General features: G+C 65.1%; 25 protein-coding genes. 10 read left to right on the forward strand and 15 right to left on the reverse strand.

The genetic code is table 11. From position 1 onward, the window contains the following. The first annotated feature begins 8 nt into the window (after positions 1-8). The 4 genes from AC3FJ6_RS19700 to AC3FJ6_RS19715 all read left to right on the forward strand — a co-directional run bounded on the left by AC3FJ6_RS19700 (position 9) and on the right by AC3FJ6_RS19715 (position 5029). Positions 9-1919, forward strand: a complete 1911-nt coding sequence (locus AC3FJ6_RS19700; RefSeq protein ID WP_488773384.1) for a feruloyl-CoA synthase — start codon at positions 9-11, stop codon at positions 1917-1919. 47 nt (positions 1920-1966) lie between these two features. Continuing rightward, positions 1967-3070 (forward strand): porin, encoded by a 1104-nt coding sequence (locus AC3FJ6_RS19705; protein WP_488773385.1) that lies wholly within the window; start codon positions 1967-1969, stop codon positions 3068-3070. A gap of 89 nt (positions 3071-3159) precedes the next feature. Then, positions 3160-4149, forward strand: a complete 990-nt coding sequence (locus tag AC3FJ6_RS19710; RefSeq protein ID WP_488773386.1) for a tripartite tricarboxylate transporter substrate-binding protein — start codon at positions 3160-3162, stop codon at positions 4147-4149. A 19-nt stretch (positions 4150-4168) separates the two neighbouring features. Continuing rightward, entirely contained in the window at positions 4169-5029 is an 861-nt protein-coding gene (locus AC3FJ6_RS19715; protein ID WP_488773387.1) for an amidohydrolase family protein, read from the forward strand. A 138-nt stretch (positions 5030-5167) separates the two neighbouring features. Here AC3FJ6_RS19715 and AC3FJ6_RS19720 read toward each other — a convergent pair whose 3' ends face one another. The 9 genes from AC3FJ6_RS19720 to AC3FJ6_RS19760 all read right to left on the reverse strand — a co-directional run bounded on the left by AC3FJ6_RS19720 (position 5168) and on the right by AC3FJ6_RS19760 (position 15014). After that, the gene (locus tag AC3FJ6_RS19720; RefSeq protein ID WP_488773388.1) at positions 5168-6505 is read right to left on the reverse strand and encodes an MFS transporter; all 1338 of its coding nucleotides are present in this window, start codon (positions 6503-6505) and stop codon (positions 5168-5170) included. Between the two features lie 80 nt (positions 6506-6585). After that, positions 6586-7524, reverse strand: a complete 939-nt coding sequence (locus tag AC3FJ6_RS19725) for a PDR/VanB family oxidoreductase (protein ID WP_488773472.1) — start codon at positions 7522-7524, stop codon at positions 6586-6588. Next, entirely contained in the window at positions 7524-8588 is a 1065-nt protein-coding gene (locus AC3FJ6_RS19730; RefSeq protein WP_488773389.1) for a Rieske 2Fe-2S domain-containing protein, read from the reverse strand. The genes AC3FJ6_RS19725 and AC3FJ6_RS19730 overlap by 1 nt, the downstream gene beginning before the upstream one ends. A gap of 78 nt (positions 8589-8666) precedes the next feature. After that, a complete protein-coding gene (locus AC3FJ6_RS19735; RefSeq protein WP_488773390.1) occupies positions 8667-9443 on the reverse strand; it encodes a GntR family transcriptional regulator in 777 nt (258 codons plus the stop codon). 253 nt (positions 9444-9696) lie between these two features. After that, positions 9697-10200, reverse strand: coding sequence for a MarR family winged helix-turn-helix transcriptional regulator (locus tag AC3FJ6_RS19740; protein WP_488773391.1), 504 nt, complete (start codon positions 10198-10200; stop codon positions 9697-9699). Between the two features lie 245 nt (positions 10201-10445). Next, on the reverse strand, positions 10446-10949 hold the full coding sequence (locus AC3FJ6_RS19745; protein ID WP_487523920.1) for a hypothetical protein: 504 nt from the start codon (positions 10947-10949) through the stop codon (positions 10446-10448). Positions 10950-11181: 232 nt separating this feature from the next. Next, entirely contained in the window at positions 11182-11628 is a 447-nt protein-coding gene (locus AC3FJ6_RS19750) for a GNAT family N-acetyltransferase (RefSeq protein ID WP_488773392.1), read from the reverse strand. Between the two features lie 441 nt (positions 11629-12069). Further along, on the reverse strand, positions 12070-14745 hold the full coding sequence (locus AC3FJ6_RS19755) for an excinuclease ABC subunit UvrA (RefSeq protein WP_488773393.1): 2676 nt from the start codon (positions 14743-14745) through the stop codon (positions 12070-12072). A 47-nt stretch (positions 14746-14792) separates the two neighbouring features. Then, complete coding sequence (locus tag AC3FJ6_RS19760; RefSeq protein WP_488773394.1) at positions 14793-15014, reverse strand: hypothetical protein; 222 nt, start codon at positions 15012-15014, stop codon at positions 14793-14795. A gap of 244 nt (positions 15015-15258) precedes the next feature. Here AC3FJ6_RS19760 and AC3FJ6_RS19765 point away from each other — a divergent pair, with 244 nt between their 5' ends. Together AC3FJ6_RS19765 and AC3FJ6_RS19770 are read left to right on the forward strand one after the other, a co-directional pair. After that, a complete protein-coding gene (locus AC3FJ6_RS19765; RefSeq protein ID WP_153948281.1) occupies positions 15259-16128 on the forward strand; it encodes a DUF72 domain-containing protein in 870 nt (289 codons plus the stop codon). Positions 16129-16418: 290 nt separating this feature from the next. Continuing rightward, positions 16419-17336 (forward strand): manganese catalase family protein, encoded by a 918-nt coding sequence (locus tag AC3FJ6_RS19770; RefSeq protein WP_488773395.1) that lies wholly within the window; start codon positions 16419-16421, stop codon positions 17334-17336. A gap of 221 nt (positions 17337-17557) precedes the next feature. On the opposite strand, the gene AC3FJ6_RS19775 is transcribed toward AC3FJ6_RS19770, so the two are convergent. From AC3FJ6_RS19775 to AC3FJ6_RS19790, 4 genes are all read right to left on the reverse strand, one after another. After that, positions 17558-18169, reverse strand: a complete 612-nt coding sequence (locus tag AC3FJ6_RS19775; RefSeq protein ID WP_488773396.1) for a DUF4142 domain-containing protein — start codon at positions 18167-18169, stop codon at positions 17558-17560. 34 nt (positions 18170-18203) lie between these two features. After that, positions 18204-18389 (reverse strand): hypothetical protein, encoded by a 186-nt coding sequence (locus AC3FJ6_RS19780; RefSeq protein WP_153948283.1) that lies wholly within the window; start codon positions 18387-18389, stop codon positions 18204-18206. 58 nt (positions 18390-18447) lie between these two features. Beyond that, positions 18448-18912 carry a hemerythrin domain-containing protein gene (locus tag AC3FJ6_RS19785; protein ID WP_488773397.1) on the reverse strand — a complete coding sequence of 155 codons (465 nt, stop codon included), beginning with the start codon at positions 18910-18912 and terminating at the stop codon, positions 18448-18450. A 359-nt stretch (positions 18913-19271) separates the two neighbouring features. After that, on the reverse strand, positions 19272-20588 hold the full coding sequence (locus AC3FJ6_RS19790; RefSeq protein WP_488773398.1) for an Nramp family divalent metal transporter: 1317 nt from the start codon (positions 20586-20588) through the stop codon (positions 19272-19274). A gap of 274 nt (positions 20589-20862) precedes the next feature. Here AC3FJ6_RS19790 and AC3FJ6_RS19795 point away from each other — a divergent pair, with 274 nt between their 5' ends. The 4 genes from AC3FJ6_RS19795 to AC3FJ6_RS19810 all read left to right on the forward strand — a co-directional run bounded on the left by AC3FJ6_RS19795 (position 20863) and on the right by AC3FJ6_RS19810 (position 24090). After that, the gene (locus tag AC3FJ6_RS19795; RefSeq protein WP_488773399.1) at positions 20863-22650 is read left to right on the forward strand and encodes a RecQ family ATP-dependent DNA helicase; all 1788 of its coding nucleotides are present in this window, start codon (positions 20863-20865) and stop codon (positions 22648-22650) included. 178 nt (positions 22651-22828) lie between these two features. Further along, entirely contained in the window at positions 22829-23263 is a 435-nt protein-coding gene (locus tag AC3FJ6_RS19800; protein ID WP_488773400.1) for a BON domain-containing protein, read from the forward strand. A gap of 343 nt (positions 23264-23606) precedes the next feature. Continuing rightward, complete coding sequence (locus AC3FJ6_RS19805; protein ID WP_488773401.1) at positions 23607-23807, forward strand: hypothetical protein; 201 nt, start codon at positions 23607-23609, stop codon at positions 23805-23807. Between the two features lies 1 nt (position 23808). Beyond that, positions 23809-24090: a hypothetical protein gene (locus AC3FJ6_RS19810; protein WP_488773402.1), complete on the forward strand. Its 282-nt coding sequence runs from the start codon at positions 23809-23811 to the stop codon at positions 24088-24090. 46 nt (positions 24091-24136) lie between these two features. Here the strand turns inward: AC3FJ6_RS19810 and AC3FJ6_RS19815 are convergent, their stop codons facing one another. Together AC3FJ6_RS19815 and AC3FJ6_RS19820 are read right to left on the reverse strand one after the other, a co-directional pair. Further along, positions 24137-24373, reverse strand: a complete 237-nt coding sequence (locus AC3FJ6_RS19815) for a hypothetical protein (RefSeq protein WP_488773403.1) — start codon at positions 24371-24373, stop codon at positions 24137-24139. 108 nt (positions 24374-24481) lie between these two features. Next, entirely contained in the window at positions 24482-25651 is a 1170-nt protein-coding gene (locus AC3FJ6_RS19820) for a zinc-dependent alcohol dehydrogenase (protein WP_488773473.1), read from the reverse strand. Between the last annotated feature and the right edge of the window lie 187 nt (positions 25652-25838).

Genomic DNA, 25838 nt, shown 5'->3' on the forward strand with positions numbered 1-25838 from the left:
AGACAGACGTGAAAAACGTCTCGACGCAAGGCCCCCCCGGCCACGGGGGCGCTGCCGTGTCCTACCGCGACGTCGCCATCGGGCGCACGGAGGCCGAGTTCCGCCGCGATGGCGAGATCTGGCGCGTGCGTTCGCGGGAAACGCTGCAGGGCTATCCGGAACGGATGTCGGATTGCCTCGCCACCGGCGCCGCCGGTCACCCCGCGCGCGTGCTTGCGGCGCAGCGCGGCCCCGACGGCAACTGGATCAACATCACCTATGCCGAGATGCTGGCGCGTGCACGGTCGATCGGGCAGGCGCTGCTGGACCGTTCGCTGAGCGCCGAGCGGCCGCTGCTGATTCTCTCCGGCAACGATCTCGAGCATCTGCAACTGGCGCTCGGCGCGCTGTGGGCTGGCGTGCCGTTCTCGGCCGTATCACCGCAGTATTCGCTGGTCTCCGGCGATTTCGGCAAGCTGCGGCACGTGTTCGATCTACTGACGCCTGGCCTGGTCTACGCCGCCGATGGCCCCGCGTTCGCGCGCGCTATCGAAGCCGTGGTCCCTGCCGGCGTCGAGGTCGTGACCCGTGACGGTCATCTGCCCGGCCGCGCCGCGACGTCGTTCGATGTGCTGGTACAGACGCGTCCCGGCAGCGTTGACGCTGCCAACGCGGCGGTGGGTCCCGATACGATCGCCAAGTTCCTCTTCACCTCTGGCTCCACGCGGCAGCCCAAGGCGGTAACGACCACGAACCGGATGCTGTGCAGCAACCAGCAAATGCTGCGCCAGGCGATGCCGGAGCTCGGCCGTGTACCGCCGGTCCTGGTGGACTGGCTGCCCTGGAGCCATACGTTCGGCGGCAGCCACAACGTCGGCATCGTGCTCTACAACGGCGGCACGCTCTACATCGACGGTGGACGTCCGTTGCCGGGCGGCTTCGATGAAACGCTGCGCAATCTGCGCGAGATTGCGCCCACGATCTACTTCAACGTGCCGAAGGGTTGGGAGGAACTCGGCAGGGCGCTGGAACAGGATGCCCGGCTGCGCGAGACGTTCTTCTCGCGCGTCAATCTCTACTTCTTCGCCGCCGCCGGCCTCTCGCAGGAAGCGTGGGACCGCCTGGAGCGCGTCACCGAGGCGCATTGCGGACAGCGCATCCATATCATGTCCGGCCTCGGCATGACGGAAACCGCACCGTCGAGCATGTTCACCACGGGTCCGGTCGCGCGCTCGGGCTATGTCGGCCTTCCGGCCGCGGGCTGCGAGCTGAAGCTGGTGCCGGCCAACGGCAAGTTCGAGGCGCGTTTTCGCGGGCCGCACGTCATGCCGGGTTACTGGCGCGCAGAGGCGGACCCCGACCGGCAGGTGTTCGACGAGGAAGGCTACTACTGCACTGGCGATGCGCTGCGCTTTGTCGATCCCGAACGGCCGGAGCTGGGTTTCCAGTTCGACGGGCGCATTGCCGAGGACTTCAAGCTCAGCACCGGCACGTTCGTGAGTGTCGGACCGCTGCGCGCGCGCGTGATCGGCGCCGGCGCGCCTTACGTCCAGGACGTGGTGATCGCGGGCGCGGACCGGGACGAGATTGGTCTGCTCGTCTTCCCGCACCTGGCGGAATGCCGCCGCCTGGCTGGCCTGCCGGCGAACGCGGGCACGCGCGAAGTGCTGGCGTCCGCGCCGGTGCGCGAAGCGTTCTCGACGATGCTGCGCAAGCTCGACCTCACGGCCACGGGCAGCGCCACGCGCGTCAGGCGGCTGCTGTTGCTCGAAGCGGCGCCGTCGCTCGATGACGGCGAACTGACCGACAAGGGCTCGATCAACCAGCGTGCGGTGCTAACGCGCCGCGCCGCGCTGGTCGATGCGCTCTACGACGACGCCGGCAGCGATAGCCGCGTGATCCGTTTGCACGAAGCCGCGCCACAGAGCCGGCAAGCATGACAACAGCAACGCCGACAACGATCGGCCATGACAAGAGGAGACAGCAGATGAAGTTTGGACGGGCAGGTCTGGCAGCGCTGGCGGCAGCGCCGGCCATCGCGGGCGCGCAATCGGTGACGCTCTATGGCGTCGTCGATACCGGCGTCGAGTACGTCAACAACATCGGCACCGCGAAGAACAGCGTGGTGCGCATGCCAACGCTGACCGGCACGGTGCCGTCGCGTTGGGGGCTGCGCGGCACCGAGGATCTCGGCGGTGGCCTGAAAGGCGTGTTCGTGCTCGAGTCCGGGTTCACGCCCGACGCCGGCGCGTCGGGGCAGGGTGGGCGTCTGTTCGGCCGGCAGGCGCTGGTCGGACTCTCCGGGCCCTGGGGCCAGGTCGGGTTCGGTCGCCAGTACACGATGCTGTTCTGGGCGACGCTGGACGCCGACATTCTTGGCCCGAACGTCTATGCATCGGGCTCGCTCGACAGCTACCTGCCGAATGCCCGCGCCGACAACGCGATTGCATACAAGGGCACGTTCAACGGCCTGACGGTGGGGGCCACCTACAGCTTCGGCCGCGACACGGTCAATGCCGGACCGAGCCCGACGGGCCAGAACTGTGCCGGCGAGAACCCGGCGGACAAGCGGGCGTGCCGCGAATGGTCGGCGATGCTGCTGTACGAATTCAAGGGGCTCGGTCCGACGATCGGCCTGTCCGCCGCCTACGACTCGTTGCGGGGTGGGCCCGGTGCGTTCGGGGGGCTCACAAGCAGCAGCTTCACGGACGACCGCCTGTTTGTTGGCGGCTACGCGATCTTTTCGCGGACCAAGGTCGGCCTCGGCTGGATTCGCCGCGACAATGATGGCAGCCCCACGCCGCGCAGCGACATGATCTACGGCGGCGTGTCCCACGACGTGACCCCGGCTTTCAACGTCGCCGGACAAGTCTATTACTACAAGTTCCACAACAGCGATAACAAGGCGATGCTCTACGCGCTGCGCGGCACCTACGCGTTCTCGAAGCGCACGTCCGTCTACGCGACAGCCGGCTACATCAATAACAGCGGCCAACTGACCCTTTCGGTCAGCGGCGGCGCCACGGGTTCCAATACCGGCCCGGGCGGCCAGCAGTTCGGCGTGATGACCGGCATCAAGCATATTTTCTGACCTCCGCCTGCAGGAGGCAGACCGGGGCGCCACGAGGCGGCGACGAGATACGCCAGGGCGCCCGACACACGACAACGAGGAGACAAGTCATGACAACACGCCGCGATCTTCTTCAGGCGTTGATGGCCGCATCCGCATGCGGTGCGCTGGCGCCCGTGGCCGCGCTCGCGCAGGCGGTCCAGCAGGCAAAGGTACTCTATGGTTTCCCGGCCGGCAGCGTGGGAGACCAGGTCGCCCGGCGCGTCGGCGAGAAATTTGCCAACACGGCGTTCTCGCGCAGCGGCGCGGTGGTGGACAACCGCCCCGGCGCGGGCGGGCGCATCGCGCTCGAACTGCTGAAAGCGTCCCCGGCCGACGGTAGCGTGCTGGCGCTCTCGCAGGCATCGGCGCTGTCGACATATCCGCACGTCTATACGAAGCTCAGCTATTCGGCGGCGGATTTCGCACCGATCTCCACGGCCGCATACATGACGTTTGCGCTCGCCGTCGGACCGGCGGTGCCGGCCAACGTGCGGACAGTGAAGGACTACATCGCGTGGGCGAAGGCTCACCCTGCGGACGCCAACTACGGCTCGCCGGGCGCGGGCTCGACACCCCATTTCGTCGGTGCGCTGTTCGGCCTCAACGCAGGCCTGGACTTGCGCCACGTACCGTATCGTGGCTCGCTGCCCGCGGTCAACGACGTGGTGGCCGGGCAGATCGCCTCGAGTTTCACGCTGACTGGCGATTACCTGCCGTTCGTCAAGAGCGGCAAGCTGCGCGTCCTGGCCACCTCGGGTGCCACGCGTGCGCCATACCTCCCGGAAGTGCCAACGTTCGCGGAACTCGGCTTTCCGGAAGTGGTGGCCGACGAGTGGTTCGGCTTTCTGGCGCCGGCCAGGACGCCGCCAGCCGTTCTGGCCGCGGCCGGCACCGCGATCAACCAGGCGCTCAAGCACCCAGCCATCGTCGATGGCTTCCTGTCGATTGGCCTCGTGGCGAAAGGCTCGTCCGCCGACGACATGAAACGCGCGATGGACGCCGAGTACCGCAAGTGGGGCGTGCTCGTGAAGAAGGTCGGCTTCACGGCCGAATCCTGATAGCGTCCCGGAGCCCATGATGGATCACCAGAACCTTGTGGCGATCGACTTCCATACGCATGCGGAAGTCAGTTGCTGGAACCCGTTCGACAACTACGGCGAAGAGTACGATGCCGCCGCCGACAAATACTTCGGCAACAAGCGCCGGCCGACGATCGAAGAAACTGTCGCCTATTACCGCGAGCGAAGGATCGGCCTGATCATGTTCACGGTGGACAGCGAGTCGAACCTTGGCCGGCGCCGGATTCCGAACGAAGAAATCGCTGCGGCGGCGAAGGCCAACGACGACATCATGATGGCCTTCGCCAGCATCGACCCCCACAAGGGAAAGTTCGGTGCACGCGAAGCGCGCAGGCTGATCGAGGAACACGGTGTGAAGGGCTTCAAGTTCCATCCGACCGTGCAAGGCTTTCATCCGAACGACAGGATGGCGTGGCCGATCTATGAGGTCATCAACGGGCACGGCCTGCCCGCGATCTTTCATACGGGACACAGCGGCATTGGCTCAGGCATGCGTTGCGGTGGCGGGCTGCGGCTCGAGTACAGCAATCCGATGCACCTGGACGACGTGGCGATTGCCTTTCCCGACATGCAGATTGTGATGGCGCACCCGAGCTTCCCGTGGCAGGACGAGGCGATCAGCGTGGCGATGCACAAACCTAACGTATGGATCGACCTGTCCGGCTGGAGTCCGAAGTACTTTCCACCGCAGCTCGTGCGCTACGCCAACACGCTGCTGAAGGACCGGGTGCTGTTCGGCAGCGATTTTCCGCTGATTACCCCGGAGCGGTGGATGGACGATTTCAAGCAGGCCGGATTCCGGCCAGAGGTGATGCCCGGCATTCTGAAGGACAACGCCGTCCGGTTGCTGGGGCTTTGACAGCGCGGCGCATTGCGAAGATCGTCCGGACGCGCATTTCTCTCGCGAACTAGCACGCGGCACGTAGGCCCGAACCGGCCTGCGTGCCGCTGTCGTTGAGATAGCCAGTACGCGGCCGGTATCGGGTCACTGCGCGGATCAGTGCGCGCCGACCCGCACGGGTTGGCCAACGGACGCCGTCAGGCGCCCGAGCAGGCCTACGCTGGCGATACCCATCAGCAGGGGGATCGCAAACACATAGTACAGATGCGCCGAAGGCCAGCCCGCATCGAGCAGCGACCCCGCCACGAGCGGGGCAAGCACCGCGCCGAACCGCCCCATGCCAATCGACCAGCCCATGCCCGTGGTGCGCGTTTGCGCCGGGTACAGAATCGGCGCGTAGGCATAGAGACCCACCATGCAGCCAAAGATGCCGGCGCCAATCACGACCGCCAACGCCAGTGCCGCCGCCAGCGTGCTCGCGTACAGGCCAAAGGCGATCATCATCAGCGCGGTCAGGATAAAGCAGCTCCACAGCAGCGGGCGCAGTCCGATGCGCGCGGAGAGGAACGCGAACGCTGTGCCGCCGACGATGCCGCCCACGTTGAGCAGTACCCCGCCCGTAATGCCTTGCTGCGCCGACATCCCTGCTGCCACCAGCAGCTTCGGCGTCCATGAGAGCACGAAGTAGAAGGTGAACATCACGAGGAAGAACGACATCCAGATCATCAGTGTCTGCATGGCCAGGCTGCCTCGGAAGAGGCTGCGCACGTCGCCGGCCTCGCGTGCTTGTGTCGCCTCGTGCGCCGGTAACGCGGCGACGGTCGGGCGTCCCATGCGTGCCAGGAGCCGGTTGAGCTTGTCGAGCGCCCCCTCGGGGCGCCGCGCGATCAGGAAGTCGAGCGATTCCGGCAGCCGCGCAAGCACCACCGGGACCATCGCCAGCGTGACCAGGCCGCCAAACACGAACACGCTGCGCCAGCCGTAATGGGCGAGCAGTATGCCGGCGATGGCACCGCCGATCGTCGCGCCAACCGGATAGCCCGTCGCCTGCAGCACGATCGCCGTGCTGCGCCACTTGTCGGACGCGTACTCGCCCGTGATCACGTTGATGCTGGCGAGCATCCCCCCGATGCCGAGCCCGGTCACGGCGCGCAGCGCCGCAAGCTGCGGCACGTTTTGCGCGAGCGCCGAGCACAGCATGCCGGCCGAGATCGTGCCGAGGCAAATCAGGATCAGCGGTCGGCGGCCGATACGGTCCGCCCACGGCGCGAGGAACAGCGAACCGGCGGCCATGCCGAACAGGCCGGCGGAGAGCAGTACGCCGACCTCCTTGCCGGTCAGGTGCCAATCGGTGGAAATGTGCGATGCCGTGAAGGCCATCGCGAGCACATCGAACCCGTCGAGCATGTTGAGGACGATGCAGATGGCAATCGCCATTACCTGGGCGGGGCTCATCGTGCCGCGGTTGATGGTTTCCCGGATCTCTGGCTGCATTTGTCTACCTCCTTGTGTTTGTTGAAGTACCGCCACGGACGGGCGGTTTTCGGGGGACGGCGTCTTGCAATACAGCGTAGCTACAGGTCCAGGACCAGCATCCCGGTCCTGGCGCGGGAGCAGCAGGGCAGGAACTGATCATTGGCGGCGCGCTCCTCATCGGTGAGGTAGGCGTCGCGATGATCGGGCGTGCCAGACAGCACGCGCGTGAGGCATGTGCCGCAGACACCTTGCTCGCAAGAGGTCTGGATCTCCACACCGTTCGCGGCCAGCGCCTGCACCACGGTCTCGTCCGCGGCGATGTCGATGACGCGGCCCGTGCTCTGCACGGTTACCTGGAAGGCGCCGCCTGGCTCGGATGGCGTTTCGGGCGCCGCGAAGTACTCGCGGTGCAGGTTCGACTCCATCCAGCCTGCGGCGCGCGCCGTGTCCAGTACGGCCGCCATGAAGCCGCCTGGCCCGCAGACGTAGAGATGCGTATCGGCACGGGGCACGGAGAGGAGACGCTGCAGGTCGGCGCGCTGGCCGTCGTCGTGGTACAGGAACGTGCGTTCGCGCAAGTCGTCGCCGGCGATCCGGTCCTGGAATGCCGTGCTGGCGGCGCTGCGCGTGCAGTAGTGGAACTCGAACGATGCGCCGCTGCGCGCGAGGCTCTGTGCCATGGCCAGGATCGGCGTGACGCCAATGCCTCCAGCGAGCAGCACCGAATGCCTGGCGTCCGCATGCAAAGGGAAGTGATTCTTCGGCGCGCTAATCTCCAGGATGTTCCCGGCCGCGAGCGCGTGCATGGCTACGGAGCCGCCGCGCGATGCGGCATCGCGCAGCACGCCAAGCTGGTAGCGGTGCGTCTCGGCCGGGTCGTTGCAGAGCGAATACTGGCGTACCAGCCCGTCGCCGAGATGCACGTCGACATGTGCGCCGGCGGTAAAGGGCGGCAGCGCGCCGCCATCGGCGGCCACCAGTTCGAACAGGGCGATGCCGTCGGCGGCCGCCGTCTTGCTTGCGATCCGGACCTGCATCATGCCGCTCCCGCCTGTGCAACCGCTTGCGCGTCCTGCGCCTGTTCCTGCGCGAGCAGCCGGTCCAGAATGCGGCGGGCCTGCACGCCTCCGGCGTCGATGTTCAGCTTTAACAGCTTGCGCGCGGGATTGGCCAGCAGGTTGCGCTGTTGCGCTTCCAGCATTTCCAGGTCCTCGCCAAAGATCTTGCCCTGGCCTTCGCGGATGGTCGCGGTGAGCGCCGCGTCGTCCGGCTTGAAGTTGCGCGCCATGCCCCAGAAATACCAGATCGACGTCTCCGTCTCCGGGGTGATGAAGTCTACGACGATGCTCGAAGCCTTGTGCTCGGCGGGCGCATCGTAGCCACCCTTGCCTGCGTGGGCCACGCCGACTTCGATCATCACGTGGCTGGGCGGTGTGAAGCGGCAGATCTGCCAGCGGTCGCAGGGCACGTCGTCGGCAAGACCGTTGCCGCGCAACGCCGCGGCCCAGAATGGCGGTGGCAGTATGCCTTCCATATGGCGGCTGGTGATGACCGAGTCACCCTCCACGCGCGTTGCCGGTGCGGATTCCTCGATCTCGGCCTGGCCGATGCTTGACGCGTGCACATACGTCTCGTGCGTCAGGTCCATCAGGTTGTCGATCATCAGGCGATAGTCGCAGCCGATGTGGTACAGCCCGCCGCCGTGGGCCCACTCGGGGCTCACCGCCCATTCGAGATGCGGGATCAGCGCGTCATCGGCCAGCGCGGCATCGCCGGGCCAGATCCAGACAAAGCCGTATCGCTCCACGGCGGGGTAGTTGCGGATCGACGGAAAACCGCCCACGCGCTGACCGGCCATGGCCTTGCATTTGCCATCGCGGCCCATGGTCAGGCCGTGATAGCCGCAGACCAGTTGCCCCTCGCGCACGAAACCCAGTGACAGGGGTGCCCCGCGATGCGGACAGAAGTCCTCCAGCGCGGCGACGCTGTCGGTGCCATCCCGGTACAGCACCATCTTTTCGTTGCAGATGGTGCGGCCGAGCGGCTTGCCATCGAGTTCATCGGGTGTGCAGGCGACATACCAGGTGTTTTTCAGGAACATGACTTTCCCCTCCCGGCGCGCGCGGCGCCAGGATACGTTGGTTGACGAAGAGAGTGGTGAAGGAACCCGCGGTGCGGGTCAGGCGGTACGGCGGGCGCGCCGGATCAGGCTGCCGCCAAGTACCTGTGACATTGCCTGCTGGTTCTGCAATGCGAACTTCAGGTTTCGGTTGGCGATGCGGCTGTGCTCGCGCATCAGCGCCTCGGCCCGCGCGCCTTCGCGCTGCTCGATGGCCTCGACCACCGCGCAGTGCTGAGACTGCGCCAGCAGCAGCATCTCGCGCGCGCTTTCGTCGATCGACTGCACCATGACGAAAGCGCTCGCGGAAGCGAACGGCAGGCTCGTCACCTTGTCGATCTGGCGCGCGACGAGCCCACTGCCGCAGGCCGCGGCCAGCAATTGGTGAAACCGCGCGTTGAGGTCGACATACTGCGAGAATTTCACGGCGGTCAGTTCGCCGGTCAGCGCGCTGTCGATCTGCGCGATGACATCGCGCATGGCGTGAAGAAGGCGCGTGCTAACGCCACGCTCGGCGGCCAGGCGCGCGGCCAGGCCCTCCATCGTGCCGCGCAGTTCGATCGCGTCGCTGATTTCGTTCTCGTCGAACGAGCGTACGGCGAAGCCGCCGGACGGGATCGGCTCGACGAGTCCTTCCTCCTGCAGCCGGATCAGTGCCGCGCGGATTGGCGTGCGAGACACGCCCAGGCGTTCCGAAACCCATACTTCCGAAATGCGTGCACCGGGCGGCAGTTCGCCGCCAAGCACCAGCTCGCGAAGACCGAGCAGGGCGCGCACTGCCTGGGACGTGCTGGCGCCCGCCTTGCTGTCGCCGAGGTTGTGATTGTCCGTATCCATCAGGGTTGTCTCCGTGGGGGCGAGCCGCGCAGGACCAGGCGGCGTTTCATTGCTTTGTTGTATACAGACTGTATTCAGTCTGCCTTGCAATGACAAGAGAAGACCCGGAAACCGAGGGTAAACGTGGATGAGATTGCGGGAGTTTCAGGCGGGAAAGCGGTGGTGCCCAGAAAGCTGGATACAGCGCCCGGTCGCGATGGCGCTGTTCGCTGCTGTCCAGCGCCGTCCTCGACTGAGCGAGCGGTATGCGCTTTCAGCGCAGGTTACGCGCGCACGTTTTCAGCAGCTCTTGCAGCATGGCAGCGTGCGCGGCATCGATGCCCTCCAGCATGTCGCGCTCCATCGCTGCAACCGTGTCATCGCATTGCCGAAGCAAATGCCGCGCGCTCTCGGTCAGGCTTAGCAGTACGATGCGCCCGTGCAATGGGTCGGGCTGGCGCACGATCCAGCCGCGCGCTTCCATCGTCTTGACCACCTCGTTCGCCGACTGAGGCGAGATCAGCGAGCGCTCGGCCAATTGCGCGTTGGAAGTCGGGCCTCGCGCATGCAACACGGAAAGGGCCGTGAACTGCGGCAGGGTCAGCCCGTGCGGGGCCAGCACCTCGCCCAGGCGGCGCTTGACGATCCGGTCGGTGCGCCCAATCAGGTAAGGCAACCGACTAGGCAATGCCGTCGGGGCCTGCGCCGCCGACTGCGCGCCTTCTTTTATCTGCTCGGTCGTTTGTGCCGAAGATGCCTTCGTGGTCCGGCGTGTCATTCTTGTCGTTTGTCCTGTCTTGGGCGGGAAGGTCGTTCCTTCTCCGATTCAAAGGTGCCGGTCAAGGCAATCGCGTCGGGGTTCCCAAGTGTGGATGATATGCCAATGGCAGGTGGCCTGACACCGGGTTGATGCCGATGTGGGTCCTTCGGGCGGCTTGTTTTTGGGCGGGGTTCAGGCGGCAAGTATGCGGCGCAGGGGTTGCACCGATACCTGTGAGAACCCGCGACAGGGCACGCGCGGCACTACTGCAATTTCTTGTCTTCGCGTTTCGCCTCTTCCATGGCCTCTGGTTCCAGCTCTTCCGCCGATCGATTCAGGTAGACGAACAGACCCCAGGCGGCCAGGAGCAAGGCTGTCGAGGCAATCAGTCCGGCCGCATAGCCGAGCTGCGACGGATCCTGGTGCAGCGCCTTGAAGGTCGCCACGAGCCCTTCGATGGCCAGCGCGACCACGACGACCACCAGGAATCGCGACAGGAAGCGTCGTACCCGTGTCGGGGCACTCACGTCAGCCTCCCGTATGACCTCTTCCTCGACGATAGTCTCGGCGATCTGCAATGCGACCACGGCTCCCGCCAGCAATCCAATGGCTTCAATAACAGCTTGCGCGCTGGCCTGGTCCCACTGGCTCACAAACACGGTCGAGCCGATGCGAGCCGCAATTGCAATCAACATCAGCGTTGCGCAGGTGAAGAGCAGGGCCATCAGACCATGGATGACCGTGAAGATGCGCACCGGGATCTTCATGGGGGCTCCGTCGATAGGTGGATCCGAAGGCAGATGCAACAAGCACGCCCGATTGGCGGTGCAGGTCCGGAAAGGGCGCGGGCGTTGCGTGGCAACGTCAGCGTGCGGCGGCCCCAGTCTTTTGCGGTTCTTTGTTCGTGCATGACGCCGATGGCGGCGACCGCAGAAGTTTCGTCGGCATGCAGTATTGACGTATGAAAATTACCGGGCAGTGCCGCGGAGCCCGGACCGCTCAATCAAGCCGCCGGCACATGCACAGCATTCGCGCCCCAAACCGTCTTTGGAATTCACGCGACAGTTTTAGTTTTCGCGATACGGCATCCAGCGATGTCAGCGAAAAACCATGACGGGCAAAAAAGGTGGGATGGTCCGTGGTGAGTAATATTGCTGTCGTGCAACGATGGGTGCGGGCGCGCATCAGCAAAGCGCCCACCAGAAGCGTTGCAATGCCTTGCTGTCGGAGTTCGGGCAGGACGAACACCGCACGCACGACAAACGTCTCGTCAAGGCATTCGCCGAATGCCCATGCGACGATTCTTCCTTGCAGGCGGCCCACATGGTGAAGCCGTGTTTCATCCGCCGTGTCTGTCTGTGCCTCGATTTCCCAGGCGGTACAGAATTCCGCCACGGCATGCATATCTGCAGCGCGGGCTGCTCCAAACCTGATTTCTCTCAACATCTCGATTTCGCAAAAAGAGGCGTTATCCGCGCGGAAAACTGACACCACGTGAATTCAAGTGCTCTCTTTGGAGCATCTCATGCGCATTCGACGTCGCGATATCAATGTAGCGTACGCTTACATCGTGGCTGTATTATGGTTAACACAAATACGCGAAATAGGTGAGTTGGTATCGCTTAAATTCGGAGAGATTTTGTGACGGGAAGAGCCCCAGCCACAGCAGTTTAGGATTTTTTTGCGGTTTTTGCTGCGCAGAAACCCAGCGTTTTTATCGGGAATGGCGGATAAACGGGAGCAAAAACAGACGTCCGCAGCCATTCGTTTCGAAAAACCCGGGCGATTCGTGTCAGGAAAGGGCGCAATCAGGACAGCAAAATACAAACGATTATCACTGCGCCGCCAATAACATACCCCTCACGATAATCCAGCTGCTTGCTCGGCTTAGCCCAGTTCGTTCGCAAGGTAATCCGCGGTCACGCTGGCGGGGGAGGTGGCGACGACATCGGGACGGCCGCTTGCGACGATGCGTCCACCTTCGTCGCCGGCGCCGGGTCCGATGTCGATGACCCAGTCGGCCTGCGCCACCACCCGCATGTCGTGTTCGACCACAACCACGGTGTTGCCAGCATCCACCAGCGCCTGCAACTGTACGAGCAGGCGGTCCACATCGGCGGGATGCAGGCCATTGGTGGGTTCGTCGAGGACGTACAGCGTGTCGCCGCGCTGTGCGCGCTGGAGTTCGGTGGCCAGCTTGATACGCTGCGCCTCGCCGCCCGACAGTTCCGTGGCCGGCTGTCCGAGTCGGAGGTAACCGAGCCCGATGTCGCGCAAAGCTGTTAGCGCGCGCATCGCGGGGGCTTCCCTGGCAAAGAATTCGCAGGCAGCGTCGACGGTCAGGTCCAACACTTCGGCAATGTTTTGCCCCTGCCAGGTGATTTCCAGCGTCTGCGGCCGGTAGCGCGTGCCGTGGCACGCCGAGCACGGCGCGTAGACGCTTGGCAGGAACAGCAGCTCCACGCTGACAAAGCCTTCGCCTTCGCAGGTCGGACAGCGGCCCTGGGCCACATTGAACGAGAAGCGGCCGGCCGTGTAGCGCCGCTTGCGCGCCGCGGGCGTCGCGGCGAACAGCTTGCGCACGTGGTCGAACAGGCCGGTGTAAGTGGCCAGGTTCGAGCGAGGCGTGCGTCCGATCGGCTTCTGGTCCACGCGCACCAGCCGGCGCACCCCCTCCATGCCGCCAGCGATACGGCCCTCGGTCGGCGTGTCGGTGACGGCGAACAGCGGGTCGCGCTCGTCGTCGGCGTCGCTGTCGTCGGTGCGTCCCAGATGCCGGTTCACGAGTTCGGGCAGCGCCTGACTGATCAGGCTGGACTTGCCGGACCCCGAAACGCCGGTCACCACCGTAAAGCTGCCAAGCGGGATTTCCGCATCCACGCGGCGCAGGTTGTTGCGCGAGACATGGGCCAGCTTCAGCCACCCTGCCGGTTCGCGCGGCGCACGATGTTGCCGCGCCGGTGCGTCGAACAGGTAGGCCGCGGTGCGCGACGCCGTGATCCCCAACAGGCCAACGGGCGGCCCGCTGTAGAGCACGTGCCCGCCATGCTCGCCGGCGGCTGGCCCGACATCGACGATCCAGTCCGCCTGGCGCATGGTCTGCGTATCGTGCTCGACGACAAACAGCGAGTTGCCGGCGGCCTTCAGACGACGCAATGCCACGAGCAACGCCTCGCCATCGGCGGGATGCAGTCCGGCCGACGGTTCGTCGAGCACGTACACCACGCCGAACAGTTGCGACGAGATCTGCGTGGCCAGTCGCAGCCGCTGCAGTTCGCCCGAGGACAGCGTCGGCGTGCTGCGGTCGAGCGACAGATAGCCCAGGCCCAGATCGATCAGCGTGGCCAACCGTTCCATCAGTTCCTCGGCGATGCGTTGCGAGGCCAGACGCTTCTCGTCGGACAGATTGGGCGTGCGCCGCACGTCGGGGGCGGCCTTGTGCGCCGACCCGCCCGCCGCCACACGCCGCGCCGTATCCGCGCGCGCCGCCTTGCGGCTCAGTACCGCGGCGGCCCCAGCCGGGCCGGGCGATTCGCCTTGCGCGACCGGATGCATGATCTCGGCCACGCGGGCCAGGGGCAGGTGCGTGAATTCGCCGATGTCCAGGCCGGCGAACGTTACCGACAGCGCCGCCTTCTTTAGCCGCTTGCCGTGGCATGCCGGGCAATCGCGCCCGATCATGTATTGCGCCACGCGCTTCTTCATCAGCGCACTTTGCGTGGTGGCGAAGGTCTGCAGCACATAGCGCCGCGCGCCCGTGAACGTACCCTGATAGCTGGGCTCCAGCTTGCGCTTGAGTGCCGCGCGCACCTCACGCGGCGTGAAGCCGGCATAGACCGGCACGGTGGGCTGGTCCTCGGTAAAAAGGATCCAGTCGCGGTCCTTCTTCGGCAGGTCGCGCCAGGGCGTATCGACGTCGTAGCCGAGCGTGACGAGGATGTCGCGCAGGTTCTGCCCATGCCAGGCCGGCGGCCAGGCGGCCACGGCGCGTTCGCGGATGGTCAGGGAATCGTCGGGCACCATCGACCGCTCGGTGACATCGTAGATGCGTCCGAGCCCGTGGCATGTCGGGCAGGCGCCCTCCACGGTGTTCGGCGAGAAGTCCTCGGCGTAGAGCATCGGCTGGCGTGCCGGATAGGTGCCGGCGCGCGAGTACAGCATCCGTACCAGGCTCGACAGCGTGGTGACGCTGCCCACGGTAGATCGTGCGTTCGGCGCGCCGCGCTGCTGCTGCAACGCCACGGCGGGCGGCAGGCCTTCGATGCTGTCGACTTCGGGCACGCCCACCTGGTCGATCAGCCGCCTCGCATACGGCGCGACGGATTCGAAATAGCGCCGCTGCGCCTCGGCGTAGAGCGTGCCGAACGCGAGCGATGACTTGCCGGAACCGGACACGCCGGTGAACACCACCAGCGCATTGCGCGGGATATCGACATCTACATTCTTGAGATTGTGCTCGCGCGCGCCGCGTACGCGGACGAAGTTGTCGCCCTCGAGTGACGCGGGCGCCGTCGCCGGGGCATCAGTGTCCGAAGGCCGAACTGGCAGGATATCGTCGGTCATGCGCACCTTCGCTTGCATAAATTGCCGCTCGAACCCCGGTACATCGGCTATTTGCGACGCCGTTGGGTTGTGCGCTTGCGCGCGGGCTTGGGCGGCGTCAGCGCGGCAAGCCACGCATCCGTTGCCGCCTTCGTGACGGCCGCGGCGGCCGTGGCCGTCTGGCGCCTGCCCTCGGACTGCGCGCGTCCGCGCGCCGCGCCGATCACGCCGTTGGCGCCGCTGAGCCACATGCTAAGCAACGGATTCTTCTTGAGCCAAGGGTTTTTCATCGCAGGGTCCTTTGAACGATGTCCAGCAGCGATGCAAAAGGGCAGCAGGAAGCATGCCACGCACGGACCATCCCGTTGCTGGCGAGTGGCCGTTGCGGTACTGTCCCATGCAGCCCTGGCCGCATCCGCCGTCGGGACACGATCCGGGAATGAAGATTGCGAACGGTCGAGAGATCCAGGTGGACACGACAGCTCACATGATCGCTTTCCAGGGTAGTTCGAATTCGAGTCAAGCGCGCACGCAATGACAGTCCGCATCGGCATATCGGGTTGGCGCTATGCGGGGTGGCGGGGCGTCTTCTATCCGCCCAAGCTTCCCCAGCGCCGTGAGCTGGAGTATGCGTCGCGCCAGGTGGACACCATCGAAATCAACGGCTCGCATTATTCGCTGCAGTCGATAGAGAGCTGGCAGGCCTGGCACGATGCGGTGCCCGACGATTTTGTGTTCGCGGTGAAGGGCCCGCGATATTTGACGCACCTGCTGCGCTTCCGCGACGAGAAAGCCGTACCGGCGATGGCCAACTTCTATGCGTCCGGGGTGCTTGCGCTGCGTCGCAAGCTGGGACCCTTCCTTTGGCAGTTTCCGCCCAACTTCCGCTTCGATGCCGAGCGGTTCGACAGATTCTTGTCGCTCTTGCCAAAATCTTCGCGCGAAGCGCGGGCGCTGGCGGCCCAGCACGATACCCGTGTCAGGTCGCCGTGGTATGGCACCAAGGGAAACAGCCGCCTTCGGCACGCGGTGGAGGTGCGACACGACAGTTTCTGCACCGCGGAGTTTCCCGCGCTGCTCCGCGAGCATCGGGTGGCATTGGTGGTGTCGCACGCCATTGCTGACTGGCCCTACGCGGAAGACGTGACCAGCGATTTCATCTACATGCGCCTGCACGGCGCCGACGCGCTGTACAGCGGCGCCTATCCCGATGCATCGCTGGACCGCTGGGCGGCCCGCATCTACGCCTGGGCCCATGGGCGGGAGCCTGCCGACGCGGTCCGCATCGCCCCACAGCCGCCGCGACGGGCTACCCGGCGCGACGTGTACTGCTATTTCGATAACGACAAGAAGGTGAACGCGCCTTTCGATGCCAAGCGGCTGCGCGAGCGCGTCATCCCCTGATCTACAACGTCTCCATACGCGACTTGCAATTCGCCGCGCCTTCCGGGATGGCGCATGCGGTGCTACGTCCCGCGCGCTGGCCGGCTCCGGCGGACGTTGCGCAGGTACGTTCCATGCGGAACGCCTCACGGCGGCTCCCGGCGGAGCCGTTCATATCGTCTCCTCTCCTTTTGGCCCGCGTTCGCGCGGGCCTTTTCTTGCCGGGCGCGTCGGGCGTGAAGGTGGCACAACCGTTGCGAACGCCGGTAGGCGCGTTTGCCATCATTGGTGATCTACCTGGAGGATTCGTCATGTTTATCCACAACAAGCGATTGCAGTACACCGTGCGCGTTTCACGTCCCGATCCGGGCGTGGCGAATCTGCTGCTGGAGCAATTTGGCGGTCCGCAGGGAGAACTGGCAGCTGCGTGCCGGTACTTTACCCAGGCGCTGGCGGAGGAAGATCCCGGTCGCAAGGACATGCTGTTCGACATCGCGACAGAGGAGCTCAGCCATCTGGAGATCATCGGCTCGCTGATCGCCATGCTGAACCGGGGCGCCAAGGGGGAACTGGCGGAAGGCGTGCAGCAGGAGGCGGAACTCTATCGCTCCCTGCAAGGTGCGGGCAACGACAGCCACGTGACGCAGATCCTGTATGGCGGGGGTCCCGCCCTGGTGAACTCGGCCGGCGTGCCGTGGACCGCGGCGTATATCGACACAATTGGTGAGCCGACCGCCGATCTGCGGTCGAACATCGCTGCCGAGGCGCGGGCGAAGCTGATCTATGAGCGGCTGATCAATGTCACTGATGACCCGAGCGTGCAGGAAGCCCTGGGGTTTCTGATGACGCGGGAGGTGTCGCACCAGAAGTCGTTCGAGAAGGCGTTGTACTCGATCACGCCAAGCTTCCCGCCGGGAAAAATGCCCGCCGATCCCAAGTTTGCCAGCGTGTATTTCAAGATGTCCCAAGGCGGCGAGGTGATTCGCGGACCCTGGAATGCGGACAGTACGTTCTCCTTTGTGGATACGCCTGCGCCCGCCGTCGATGGCGGAGATGGGTCGGCCAGCGTGGCCCTGCCGGCAGACCAGCAATCGACGCTCGAAGCATTCGCGATGCGAGGGCAGTCGGATGTCAATAGCGATCCGGTCACCGGCGCGGATCTGGGCAAGGCGGACGGCGATGTGGATGGCGTGGGAGATGCCGCAGCCGACGACGCGCCGGCACGCTAGGAAGCCATCATGTCCCTCGCAGATTCTGCCGCTTTCCATTGGCGTCGGCACCCCGTCCGGATGTTGACAGGGATCGCGATCACCTTGGCCGGGATGATTGCCGCTGCCGGCCTGGTCTAGCCGGCGATCGCTGGCCAGCCACCCCTGTCGCTGCTGCGCGGTGACAGGGGTGACAGGGGCGGCAGCGGCATATACGCTAGGCCGGGGCGGTGCTAGGGCGGTCAGTCGCCGACCTTCTTCTTCAGATCGCGCGCCATCTGGAGATGGCCTTCCAGGTCGGGCAGATGCTTGGCGGCAAACGCCTTGACGTCGGCGTCCTTCGCGGTGTTTGATGCCTCGCGGAATGTCTTCACGGCGCTTTCGTGCGCGGCGACGCCGATGCGGCTTGCGTACATCTTGTCGAATTTGGAACCGCTGAGCGCGCTCAAGGCCTTGATCTCGCCCTTCTGCGCGGCGGAGGGTTCCTTTGGTGTCGTGACGCCTTTCCTGGCAGCCAGGGCATCCAGTTCATCACCCACCTTGCCATGGTCCTGGATCATCCTGTCGGCAAACGATTTGACATCCGCGTTCTGACTTTTTTGCTGAGCGAGCTTGCTCGCCTCGATTTCGGCGTGGCCCGAGTGCGCGGCGTCTTCGATGAATTTGCTATCGCTGTGAGCCGGTCGTGATGCACCGGCCGAGACGCCCGCCGTGGTGCCTTTCGTGCTGTCCGGCGTGACGTTGCCGGTGGTGCCCGAGGCCGGCGACAGGCTGGAACCTTGCGCCACGGCCGCCGACGACCAGACGAGTACGCTGGCAATGGCGACCAGCGGACGCCAGAAGTGACTTTGCATAAGAGCCTCCGTTTCAGTGTCCTCGGCCCCGGATTTATTTCGGACCGTGGCGTTGTTTGGCGCCGCCGCCCGCACCGTGCGTCTTGCCCGCCTTCACGTGGCTCGCGGCGTGGTGGCCGCTAGCGGGTTTCTTGCTCGGTGTCGTCGCGGCTTTGCCCGACTTGTCTTCTGCCCGGGCGTCCTGCTCCGAGCGGTTGGACGGTGATGCAGTCTTGGTCATGATCGATGACTCCTGTTGCGGTACGGATCGCTCCGAAGCGCGGGCGGCGGGTGGGGGATCAAGCCGGCTGGCCGGTGAGTTCGGCCTTGCGCGCTTCAAGCTGTTGCGCCACTTCCTTGAGATCGACCTTGGCGCGGATCACGGCCTGGAAGAGTTCGTTCTCTTCTTCCTCGACGTGGTGGCCCACGTACTCCGACAATACGGTGTAGTGCGCCTCCAGCATCTCGCTGTTGCCGGCCTCGATCTTGGCGATCAGGTCCTTCGCCACAGCGTGCTCGACCTTGGCCTCGTCGAGCATGTCGTCGATCTTGTCGCTGGCGCCGCGCAGGGCAGGGTAGAAGATCTCTTCCTCGATCTGCGCATGGACGGTCAATTGCTGGCAGGTCTCGGCCGCGATCGACTGCTTCTCGGCGTCGTCCTTGGCATCCTGAAAGGCCTTGAAGAGTTTCTTGACGCTGCGGTGATCGTCCACCAGCAGGGAGAGTGCGGCGCGCTGTTCGACGGGTAGTTTGGATTTGTCCATGATGTCTCGTGCTGTGGGGTGGTTTGATGGTGAGACGGCCAAACCGAGCGCCGTCCCGCAAGGCCCCTGCAAGACGTATTCCAGCTATGCCGCACGGCGCCAGAGCGCGCAGGGTTGCAGCCATACAGTGACGCGGCGCCTCGGATTTGTCGGCTGCGCCGCCATAAACGCCACGAATTGAAAGAATGCCAGTCGGCCCGAGTCCCGGACATGTGGCGTGAGACGGCGGAGCCGTCCGATGGTGCGGTGCAAAAAATCAGACAGTCACCGACAGGGAACGCAACGCCGGCACGCTAATGTGCCGCCATGCAGTCGTGAAGCTTGGGCCCGATCCATCTCCAGTGGCGGGCTTCTTTTTTTCAACCCGAAACGGCCGTCACGCAGAGAACGAGCACCGTCAGCCACATCACGCCCGTGGCGCACCATGCCAGGCGATGTACCCACGGCGACGGCGCGAATGGCCCCACGATCCGGTGGTCGCGGGACATCAATTGCAGCATGACCATCGCGGGCGCGGCGGCGATTCCGTTGAGGACGGCGCTCCATACCAGCAGCCTGGCCGGCTCGATCGGCGCGAAGCAGAGCGCTGCGCCGATGATCATCGAGACCGCAATGACCGCGTAGAAGTGCCTGGCCGACAGCGGCTTTTCTTCGAGGCTTCGTCGCCAGCGCATCGCCTCGGCCGCCGCGTAGCCGACTGAGCCAGCCAGCACCGGCACGGCAAGCAGGCCCGTGCCAATGATGCCGAGTGCGAACAGCAGCACGCCCCACTTTCCGGCAACCGGCTCCAGCGCCTTGGCGGCGTCGACGGACGACGCGATGTCGAGCACACCGTGCGCGTGCAGCGCGTAGGAGGCTGTCAGCATGATGCAGAGCGCAATCACCGCCGACACGACCATGCCGGTCATCGTGTCGATGTTGATGCGGCGAAGTTCCTGCCTGGCCTGCTCCGGCGCGTCGCGTAAAGGATGGGCCGTGCGGTCCGCTTCGAGTTCCTCGACCTCCGATGCCGCCTGCCAGACAAAGAGGTACGGGCTGATGGTAGTGCCGAAGACCGCGACCAGCACCAGCAGATAGCCGTTGGATAAATGGACGTGCGGCAGGATGAGGGAAACCATCGCGTCGCGCCAGTTCACCTTGAGCAGGAACATGGCGACAACGTAGACCAGCAGCGACAGGCTCAGCCAGCGTAGATACCCGGCATAGCGTCGGTAGGGGACAAAGAGCTGGAGCAGGAGGGAGACACCGGAAAACGCCAGCGTGTAGATCCAGCGATGTCCGCCTGCGACAAGCGCCAGCGCATCGCCCATCGCAGCCAGATCGGCGCCGATGTTCAACGTGTTGGCCAGGACCAGCAGCACCACGAACCCGTAGGCCAGCTTTTGTGACTTGTGCCGGCGGACGTTCGCCACGATGCCGCTGCCAGAGATCCGGCCCAGCCGTGCACAGACAAGCTGGATCGCAATCATCAGCGGCAAGGAAAACAGCAGGCTCCACAGCAATCCGTTACCGAACTGGGCGCCGGCCTGCGCATAGGTGACGATGCCGCTGGGATCGTCATCGGCCGCCCCGGTCACGAGACCCGGCCCCATCAACTTGTACCATGGGGCGCCCCCTTGGCCTTTCGGATCGCTGGCGGCGGAATCACGGCTGTCCTCTGGCGTGTGCGCTTGCATGGGTATCTCCCTGTACGGTCTGCCCGCGGCGCCAGGACGGGAACGACATGCACGCAAGGCGGGGACGGTTCGAGACCAAGGGATACGTGGTTGCGTGGCATGCCGATGTCGGACGGACGCTGAAGCCGATGCCGGACTGCGGCGCCTCTTGATCTTCGCGGAGGGACTGCCCGATGACGCATGGGCAGGCATCGACATACCGGACGCGCCAGTCGTGCGTGGAACGCAAGTTGCGTGGGGTGCGGGATCGGGCGCGTACAGCGGTGACGTACCCATGCGCTGCGCCCCGCTTCAGGAGGTTGTGCGGAGACTTCATGGATATCGCTACCGAATCGCCCGAGCCGTGCGCGGCGGCATGTTCCGCCCCCGACCAGCAATGTCCCCGACGCTCCCGCCCGCTTTGATGCGGGTGCTACGGCGCCGCTTTGGTGTCACGCACTTGCGCCCTGGCCAGGCGGAGGTACTGGCCAGCGTGCTGAAGGGGCGGGACACCATCGCCGTCATGCCGACCGGCAGCGGCAAGTCACTGTGCTTTCAACTTCCGGCGCTGATGCGCGACGGCCTGACCGTGGTCGTATCGCCACTGATTGCGTTGATGCAGGACCAGGCGACGAAGCTGGGCGCGCTCGATCTTGCGCCTGCCGTGCTCAATAGCGCGGTAGGCGATGCGGCGCTCGACGATCTGGCGCAGCGCCACGAGCGCATCCTGCTGACGACGCCCGAACAACTGGAGAACCCTGAAGTTCTGGATGTCCTGCGCCGCAATCGGATCGCCCTGTTCGTGGTGGACGAAGCGCACTGCATTTCCCAGTGGGGCCATGACTTCCGGCCTGCCTACCTGGGTCTGCGTGACGCCGCCGCCGCGTTGTCCCGGCCCCCGTTGCTGGCGTTGACGGCCACGGCCACGGAAGCGGTCATTGACGACATCGTCCGGGAACTCGGCATGCGGGACCCCCGCGTCGTGCGCGCACCGCTGTTCCGGCCGAACCTGGCCTACGCGGTCGAGCATGTGTCCGGGGACGCCGCCCGGCTTGACGCCGTAAGGCGTCTCGTGTCCGCGCAAACGGGCGCGGGCATCGTCTATACGGCGACGGTCGCCGTGGCCGAACGGTTGCATGGCGCCTTGCAGCAGACCGGCAGTCGCGTGGCGCTCTATCACGGGCGCCTGGCGGCGACGCAAAGGCGCGATGCGCAGGACGCCTTCATGTCCGGCGAGGTGGATGTGATGGTGGCCACCAACGCGTTCGGCATGGGCATCGACAAGCCCGACGTGCGGTTCATCGTGCACGCCCAGTCGCCGGGCAGCCTCGATGCCTACTATCAGGAATCCGGCAGGGCAGGGCGCGATGGCGATCTTGCGCGCTGCACGCTGGTATTCGACGAAAAGGACAAGCGGATTCACCAGTTCTTCCTGGCGGGCCGATATCCGTCCGCAGCGGATCTGCGCCGGATGGCGACGATGGTCCGCGAGACGCCAATGGACATGTTGTCGCTGCGTGCGGCACTGGACGATATCGGCGTACGGCGCCTGCAGGCCGGCATGCGCATGCTGCGCGAATTTGGCATTGTGCAGCGCGACGGCCGCGGCCAGTTTTCGTTGCGCGATCGCGATGAAGCCGGTGTCGACAAGATCGCCGATTGCTACGCGGCGCGCAGTCGGGAGGACCACGCAACGCTTCAGGCGATGCTCGATTACGCGCGGAGCGGAAGCTGCCGGTGGGCGACGTTGCTGGCGTACTACGGCGAGACGGACTGGCCGGAACGCTGCGGCATTTGCGATAGCTGCCAGCGCCTGGCCGAGGTGGCGTCGAATCCGGCCAGCGACACCGCGCGTGCGCCGGCAGCGTTGCCGGCGTTGCCTTTCGCGAAGGGAGACGCCGTGCGGGCGCGCCGGTTTGGGGATGGCGTCGTCGTTGACGTATCGGAGGAATGGGTCGACGTACGGTTTCCGGACGACAGCGTGCGGCGCTTCCTGCCGCAATTCCTGAGGCGCCCACGCAGGCGTGCAGCATCGAATGCCAGCACCATGCCCCTGCAAGGCGTCCCGGAACCGCGCGAATAACAGCCGATGCGGTCAGCAGGCAGGTAGGGGGCGTTCGAGCCATGGGCGAATTTCAGCGCACTTTCTGGCCCTGGGCGCTCCATCGACGTTGGTGCCCCAGTCACGGTTCTTGCGTCGATCCGAGGTTTCGGCGCCATTCAGGCCGCGCCGAAGGAACGTGCAACAGGAGATCGCAGCCATGAATGAATACCCACAGCATACGAGGGCAGCCCCCAAGGGCTACACGCGCCCTGACGAGAGCATTCGGGAGGATCTTTGCCGGCGGCTGGCATACAGCGATACCGTGGATGTGCGCGATGTCGAGGTCGGCGTCGATGGCGGCGTCGTGGAACTGAGCGGATCTGTCCAGGACCGGCGCCAGAAGCGGTGGATCGAGGAACTGGCTGCGCAAGTGCCTGGCGTGCGCGATGTGTTGAACCGGATACGGATCGCGCAGCAGCGTGCCAGCGCAAGCGAGGGCGGGCATGTCAGCGGTATCAGCCATTCCAGCCCTGCCACCGGCTCTGCCGCAAGCAGTTATGGCGGCGGCGTCGAGCGGGGGGATTCGAACGAATTTCCGAAGGGGCGTGATCCGTATGGCGGCACGACCAATCCCATGAAATCCGTGACGTGAACCGTAGCGGTGATGCGTCAGGGAGCCGCGCGAATCTACAACGTCTCCCGTCGCGAGTTGCAAGGTTCGTCGCGCCCGCACCGCGCATGCCGCCCGCCGGAACTGTGTCGGCGCCGCACCGATAGGGGTTGGGGCCGGGTACATTCCATGCGAGATGAACCCCGACGGCGCCCCGGTGCCGTCCTTATCGTCTCCTCTCCTTTCGCCCGCGTGCGCGCGGGCTTTTTGTTGCCGGCCCGGCCCCGACTGTACGGAATGCTTGCCTTCCCTAACGCGCAGGCGCCGTGCCGATGGCGTAATTTTCAAAATAAAAAGAGCGAATTGCCATCGTTCCGGACAGATCATGAAAAACTTCAAAAGCGCCTTGCTCATCCACCGCTACATTGGCGAACTGGAAGGCCAGATCTCGGCGCAGGAGCGCCGTATCCGGGCGAGCCTGCAGGCCGGCTCACCGGACGTGGATGCCGAGCGCCAGCTGGCCGCGCTGCGCGGGTCTCTGGCGGCGCTGCGTTTCCGCGCGCGCAGTATTCCTGGAGGGCGCTGAAATGTTTGCCGATCGGCCGCGGTTTCTCAGCGATGTGGTGCTGGACGTGACGCTGTATCGAGGCGCGCGCCGCGCGCTGCTGGTGCGCTCGGGGGTCGAACTGGAAAATCTGCCGACCCATGTCCTGAAGTGGCTCGGCGAGATTCAATCGACGGAGAAAGCGGAATTTACCGAAACCACCTCGATGATCGGTATTTCGGCGCCAGCGGTCATGTACGACCTGCTCATCCACGGCTTCTACCTGATGGAGCAGGCCGCCATCGACCCCGCGCCGAAGCCGTAGGCCCAACGCCGGGCCTGTCGGCATGAGGTCATTGGGGGGGAGCGGATCAGCCACTCACGTGGGGCTTGTCGGACTGGTCGCGATTGCCTTGCTCGTCTCGCGGCGACACTTGCTCGTTCATGATCTCGTTGGGCGTCGGCTGCTTGCCGCCTTGCGACGCGCCGGGCCCCTTGGTCTGGGGATTGCGCCCCGGAATGGCCTCGGCATCCGTCGATGGCTTCTGCCGTTCGGCGTTTGTGGGCTGGCGCGCCGGGTGGCGGCTGCTGGTTTCTTCGTGCTTCATGGCGGGTCCTCCAGGAAAACGTTCGGGCGGTCAAGGCAACCGCGATGGCTGGGTGGCAGGCCGCCCAGCCAGGTGTTGCAAGACGCATTCCATCGCCGCGGTGGCGCGCTACATGGTCATGACGACCTTTATGCAGCCGTCCTGCTTGTCGCGGAACGTCTTGTACATGTCGGGGCCGTTTTCCAGTGCCACGCGGTGCGTGATGATGAAGGAGGGGTCGATCTGGCCGTCGAGGATGCGCTGCAGCAGGTCGTCGGTCCAGCGATTCACATGGGTCTGTCCCGTGCGGATCGTGAGCCCCTTGTTCATCAGGGCGCCCATGGGGATTTTGTCGACCAGGCCGCCATAAACGCCAGGAATTGAAAGAATGCCAGCCGGCCGGCACACGTAGATCATTTCGCGCAGCACATGCGGCCGATCGGATTCCAGCATGACCGCCTGCTTGATGCGGTCGTAGACGGAATCGAGCGACGCCGTGGCGTGGGCTTCCAGGCCGACCGCGTCGATGCACTTGTCCGGCCCCTTGCCGTTGGTCAGTTCATTCAGCGCCTCCACGACGTTGACCGCATCGAAATTCACCGGCGAGGCGCCAAGCTGCTGGGCCATGGCCAGCCGTTCCACGACGTTGTCGATGGCGAGAATCCGCTGCGCGCCCATGATCTTTGCGCTCAGGATCGCGAACTGGCCCACGGGGCCTGCGCCCCATACGGCAACCACGTCGTCTGGCTGGATGTCGCAGGCGGCTGCCGCCTGCCAGCCGGTGGGCAGGATATCGCCAAGAAACAGCACCGATTCGTCGCTGATGCCCTGGGGTATCTTGACCGGCGCAACGTCGGCATACGGCACGCGCACGAATTCGGCCTGGCCGCCCGCATAGCCGCCTGTCAGATGGGTGTAGCCAAACAGGCCGGCCGTGGCGTGTCCGAACACCTTGTCGGCAGTGGCCTTGTTGCGGTTGGTCCGTTCGCAGACCGAGAAATTGCCCCGGCGGCACTGATCGCATTCGCCGCAAATGATGGTGAAGGGAACGACCACGCGGTCTCCCACTGTCAAGCGCCGGTTCTCCGCGCCCACCTCGACGACCTCGCCCATGAACTCGTGGCCCATGATGTCGCCCTTTTCCATGCCGGGCACGAAGCCGTCGAACAGGTGAAGGTCCGAGCCGCAGATGGCGCAGCTGCTGACCTTGATGATGGCGTCGCGCGGATGCTCGATGGTCGGGTCGGGGACGGTGTCACAGCGGATGTCGTGCTTTCCATGCCAGCAAAGGGCTTTCATGTTTGGCTCCAGGCGGTGGGGGTCGGCAGGGCCGGCCGTCATGACCGGCCCCGGATGCGGTCGCGGCACGCATCGAATGTGCCCGGCGGGTCCGGCGGGCCCGCCGGTGCGCGAGATGCGAATGAATATCCGCCGGGCACGCAATTTGCGCGCTTCCGGGGGATCATTTGCCGACTGACGGAGATGT

Source organism: Cupriavidus sp. 94F1, assembly GCF_057798875.1.